The following is a 5,119-nucleotide window of genomic DNA, read 5'->3' as shown; positions in this document are numbered from 1 at the left end:
ATATTCTTTGCAGTCGCAGTTTATGTCGAGCGTGGCGGCGGGAGGCGCAGGTTTCCTTCGGTTTTCCATGATTTCACTCCAGATAATTGCCTGACAAGGTTGAATGCTGGGGCCGTTAGGATTGTCGGCACCGCTGGAATGGTGCAGGTTGTAGAAAATCCCCGAGGCAGTCGTTCGTCGCTTTCAATCGAGGTCCCGATGCAAGGCTGTCCGCCATGGAGATCTGCCATGCCGAACAAACTGCCCAAGCGCCCCATTATCGTTTTTCTCGCAGGGATTTTTCTGGGCTTGCCCGGCGTCGCAGGCGCAGTGACATTGACGTCATTAAAAGGCATGGATCTCGAAGGAAGCTATGGCTCGTATGCGCCGCGTGGCGATTGCTCTCGAGGGGCGAGCCTTGAGATCAACGAAACCGGCTTTACTTTCAAAGCGTCTGGTCAGACTGTAAAAAGCACCCGGTTTGAGTACGCGGCTTCGTTTCTTGGCCCGACCTATGAAGGCGTTAGCGCGGTCTTTTTTCCTTTTCCTGTCAATGCCAACGATTTCGGACGCGTGATCTTGACGGTCAATGACGACGAAAAGCGAGGCGTAGTCCGCCTTGAAGCAGACGTCGCGCCTGGACAGCGCCTGGATCCGTTCAAGTCAGCGCTCGTGTCGCAATCCCCACTGCTCTTGTGCAAGGGGTCTGGGCCGGCATCTGCTGCTTCAAAAGCACCTCTGCAAGCAAGGCCAGTCTTGGGAAAACCGACGCCGCTAGCCTGGACCAATCTTGCGAGTTCCATAGGAAAATTCCAAAGTGATTCCGATCCCAACGGAATAGATCTTTTGACAAGTGGTCCGATAGCTGACGCGATACGTTCGCGTTTGGGCCGCAAAATAGACCTGCTGGCCAGCAATCTTTCGGCGATATCCGGTCTCCAACGACAAGGATCTCTCTATTGGGTTACGGGAAATGCGCCGCATCAAGGCGGTGTAGAGCAAGCCTATGTTTTGCTTGATGCAAATCGCCGTGCTGTTCAAATTGGCCTTTGGGAAAAGGGAAAGTTGACGGTCTATGCGCCTCAAGGAGGCCGCTTGCCCGTGCCCCAGGACATTGCTCGCCTGCTTATGGACAGCCCACCTGAGGACGCAGTGCCGCTGCCTGGGACTGCTTGGGAGGTCGTGCCGGTCCAAGGTCGCGCCCCAATGGCCTATGTCGATGTAGCTGCTTCGCCAAACATCAAGTCGTTTAGCCTGTTTTGTGAAGGCAACCGCCCCATGATGGCCATGCTCCTTAACAAGCCCGCGACGGTGCCGCGCGTTACGGTTACATGGAATTTTGCTGGTCGATTAATTGACATTCCGACCGGCCGCGCGAACGCTCAGAGCACGTTTTGGCAGGCCAACCTCACTGGTTCCCAACTCATTCCGATGCTTCTCCGTCAAAACGGTTCGGTTATGCTACGCATCAACGGCCGCCTCGAAGGCGAAGCTTTGTTGGCGGGAGCGCCACTGGCGCTTCGAACTGCGATGCGGACCTGTGTCAAATTTTGACATGACCTCCTGCACGTATTTCCTGAAGCATTGATAGTAGATCGTCGCTTTGCGGCTTGAAGCGCCCGGGCCTGATGGCGGGTGCGCCGTGAGCCGCGAGGATTTGCAGCTTCTCCTCGGGATCGGCGCGCAAATAGGTCTCGGTGCTCTGGATGCTGGCGTGGCCGAGCCACAATGCAACCTTGCGAATGTCCCCGGTCGCCGCGAGCGTGTGCATCGCACAGGAATGCCGCAGCACGTGCGGCGTAACCCGCTTGCCAAGGATCGACGGCTGCTTCGTTGCCGCGGTCTTGACGTGCTCGGCCAAACGGAACGCAAATCCGTCGCGGGTCATGGGCTGCCCGTTGGCATTGAGGAATATCTCGGCAGCTTGCGCGTCGGGCCGTATCGCAAGCCACGCGCGCAATACGAACTGGGTCTCTTTCCAGAGCGGCAGGACCCGTTCACGCCGACCCTTGCCCATGATGTGCACGGTGGACAGGGAGCGGTCCGGGAAATCGCGCAGCTGCAGCGTTACGAGTTCCGACACTCTCAGCCCGCCGGCATAGGCCAGATGCAGCATCGCGCGATCGCGGGTGCCAAGGCGTGTCCGGGGATCCGGGGCATCGAGCAAAGCCTTGATCTCGGCCCGGTCGAGGTAGTCGATCAGCGCCTTGTCGGTCTTCTTGGTCGGGATCGATCTGACGCGGAGGGCCAGATCCAGGCAGGCCGGAATCCGATACTCGATGTACCGGAAGAAGGACCGGATCGCGGCGAGCCTGCCATTGCGGGTCCGCACACAGCTGCCGCGCCCGGTCTCGACATGGTCCAGGAAAGCCATGATCATGTCGGGGCCGAGATCCTCGATCTCAAGATCGGTCGGCCGACGCTTCAGCCGATCGGCAGCGAACTGAACGAGGAGGACGAAGCAGTTGGCATAAGTCTTCACTGTGTGCGGGCTGACAGCACGTTCGCGTGGCAGATGCTCACGCAGGTATGCCGAGAGATGCGGAGCGAGCGCCGTCATGCCGCCTCTCCCCGGTAAAGCTGCTCGCTCGCAGCCGCAATGTCGCGCAGCAGCACCGGAGTGGCCTCGAGATACCAGTACGTGTTGGCGACCGACGCGTGCCCCAGATAGACACTGAGACCGGCCATGTGGTGAGCGATGGCCTCCCTGTCAGGTGGGCAGGACTCAAGGGAACGGACAGCGAAGGTGTGCCGCAGATCGTGGAGTCGCATGCCCGCCGTACCGGTTGGTCCACGATATCCGAGCTGCCGGGCCAATCTGACGAACACGACGTGGGCGCGCACCTTGTGCGGTGCCCGTCCCCGGATAGTGACGAACAGGTCGTTGCCCCTGGCCGCGTGCTTCTCGCGGAGGGCGAGATAGGCTTCGAGTGCTTGGCGCGTCGATGGCTGCAAGGCAATCAGCCGCTGCTTGCCAAACTTGCCGTTGCGGACGATCAGGCCATCCTCGACCAGATCTTTGCATTGTAATGCGAGGGCCTCGGAAATCCGGAGACCTGTCGCCGCCAGCAGCCCGAACAGGTAATGGTACGTGTGTGGGCTGATCGTGCCTTGGGGTGGAACGTCCAATGCAGCAGTCATGATCGCCCGCACCTGGTCCGGCTCAATGATGGTCGGCGTCGGGCGTGGCCGCTTGCCCCGACCGAAGACGCCGGCAGGCGGAACTTCGTGGCCTGAATCTTCGGCGTGAGCGAAAAGGCTGAAGTTACGTGCGGTGTCGAACCTCCGGCGGGCCACATATTGTGAGCTCGACGTATGGCACCAGTCGTAGATGCGCTGGACCTGAGTGTGCCGATCGCCGAAACCCCCGGCGTAGGCGGCGTACAGGCGCAGCATGCGTTCCTGTTCAGAGAACTTCAGCCCGAGGCTGCGATGCAGCGCCACGTATCTGGAAATGTGGATGTTCAGCATGACTGTTCTCCCGGCCAGGGCTGCGCGATCTTCATGAGCATCGGCAGATCGACCTTGGCGTAGATGGCAGTGGTCTCGGGCGAGCTGTGACGCAGGATGGTCCCGACGGACTCCAGGCCTGCGCCCGCGCGCAGCAGGTTGGTGGCAAGCGAATGCCGGAATATGTGCGACCCGGTCGGCACTCCTTCGATCCCACCGCGGTCGCGCGTACGAGCGACGATGCCCGCTATCTCAGCGGACGAGCGGAATGGCCGAAACGGTGCTTGTGCACGCAGGAACAGATGCTCTTCGGCGGCCTTCGGGCGGGCTGCCGCAAGATATGCCAGGATCGCGTCGCCAACATCCTGCGGCAATGGCAGGCGGTCCGGTCGACGCGTCTTGCCCTTGACCGTCAGGTGGCCGGATCGCCAGTCGATGTCGTCGAGACGCATGTTCTGAATATCGGCAGCCCGCAGGCCGAGCCTGGCGAGCAGGAGAATGATGGCCTTGTCCCGGACTTCCACCGGACGATCTGTCGGACAGGCCGCAATGATCCTCTCGATCGTTGCCGGGTCGACGTGGCGCGGCAGCGTCGAAAGGCGGTAGCGCTGTACTGATGGAACTGCATGCAACAATGCCGGCCGGCACTCGCCACGCACGACCAGAAACCGGATGTAGCTCCTCATTATCGTGACGAGCAGCGATGCCGACCCCGGCGTCTCCTTGCTTCGTCGTTGGAATGCGCTCCTGAGTCCGGCGGCATCCCATTGCGAAGGCTCGCCCAGCATTGGCATGAGCCGTCTGATATCGGTCCGGTAGCGCCGGATCGTCTCGTCCGTGGCGCCGCGGTGTTGCTTGAGCCATGCCAAGTAAGCCGACATGTGCGGGTCATCGTCCGCCACCGGTTCAACCAATGGGATGGCGCCCCGGCCTCGCAGGAACTCGACGAAGTGCCGTGCGCATCGCCGCCGCCGCTTGGTGCCCGTTGCGACCAACTTGCCCCGCTTGCGCCAGACCGGGCATCGGCAATCATGCGCTGCATAGTGGTCGATGATCGTGTCATCGATATCGATCCATTGGCGCCGCGCCATGCGAAGCCAGGCCACGAAATGCTCGGCCTCGGACCGATAGGCCTGTGCCGGTCCCTCGGCAAGTTGCAGGCGATCGATCGCATCGGAATAGTCGGCGAGGTGCCGTGGCAGATCGTCGATCCCGTCGTCGACTTCGACGTAGCCTTGATCTTCCAGGAACCGGACGAAGCGCCTGACCCTTGCTGCTTGGTCAGCCTTGTAGTGCGCTTGCTGCGCCGAATACCGGTGGCACCGGCACCCATGCTTTTCGAACCGCCGGACAGCCCGATCGTCAATCGTGCGGATGGCGATCCTATGCAGGCCCAGCCAATGCAGGAAATGGCGGACCGCCGCGCCATACAGAACCGCACAGCCTGACTTCTCGTCGAGCGACTGAGAGGAGAGGAATGTGGTGAGAAGGGTGCCGTGACTGGGCGGGTCTTCGACCCGGAGCGGGGCCGCTCGAAACGGCAATGATGATCTTGATCGCATGTTGGTTCCTTCGACTTGTTGAGGTCGAGGGAACCGTAATTATCTGGAGTGAAATCATGGAAAACCGAAGGAAACCTGCGCCTCCCGCCACCACGCTCGACATAAACTGCGACTGCAAAGAATACATC

General features: G+C 60.7%; 4 protein-coding genes. 1 reads left to right on the top strand and 3 read right to left on the bottom strand.

Annotated elements, in window-relative coordinates; translation table 11 throughout:
• Positions 1-1,533: hypothetical protein (locus tag L3X40_RS20855; protein ID WP_237367278.1), on the top strand; the 1,533-nt coding region annotated here is incomplete at its 5' end.
• Here L3X40_RS20855 and L3X40_RS20850 read toward each other — a convergent pair.
• The 3 genes from L3X40_RS20850 to L3X40_RS20840 are packed head-to-tail and all read right to left on the bottom strand — an operon-like array spanning position 1,523 to position 4,991.
• Positions 1,523-2,539, bottom strand: coding sequence for a tyrosine-type recombinase/integrase (locus tag L3X40_RS20850; RefSeq protein WP_019053426.1), 1,017 nt, complete (start codon positions 2,537-2,539; stop codon positions 1,523-1,525). The two genes, L3X40_RS20855 and L3X40_RS20850, sit on opposite strands and share 11 nt — an antisense overlap.
• Positions 2,536-3,450: a tyrosine-type recombinase/integrase gene (locus tag L3X40_RS20845; RefSeq protein WP_019053427.1), complete on the bottom strand. Its 915-nt coding sequence runs from the start codon at positions 3,448-3,450 to the stop codon at positions 2,536-2,538. Before L3X40_RS20845 ends, L3X40_RS20850 begins: the two co-directional genes overlap by 4 nt.
• Entirely contained in the window at positions 3,444-4,991 is a 1,548-nt protein-coding gene (locus L3X40_RS20840; protein WP_026149763.1) for a tyrosine-type recombinase/integrase, read from the bottom strand. Before L3X40_RS20840 ends, L3X40_RS20845 begins: the two co-directional genes overlap by 7 nt.
• Positions 4,992-5,119: the final 128 nt, after the last annotated feature.

It is taken from the genome of Rhizorhapis sp. SPR117, from assembly GCF_021742065.1.
This window is presented reverse-complemented; position numbering and strand designations above follow the sequence as displayed.

Coding starts and splice junctions, on each gene's coding strand:
- L3X40_RS20840 (WP_026149763.1), bottom strand. CDS start 4,991: ATGCGATCAAGATCATCATTGCCGTTTCGAGCGGCCCCGCTCCGGGTC.
- L3X40_RS20850 (WP_019053426.1), bottom strand. CDS start 2,539: ATGACGGCGCTCGCTCCGCATCTCTCGGCATACCTGCGTGAGCATCTG.
- L3X40_RS20845 (WP_019053427.1), bottom strand. CDS start 3,450: ATGCTGAACATCCACATTTCCAGATACGTGGCGCTGCATCGCAGCCTC.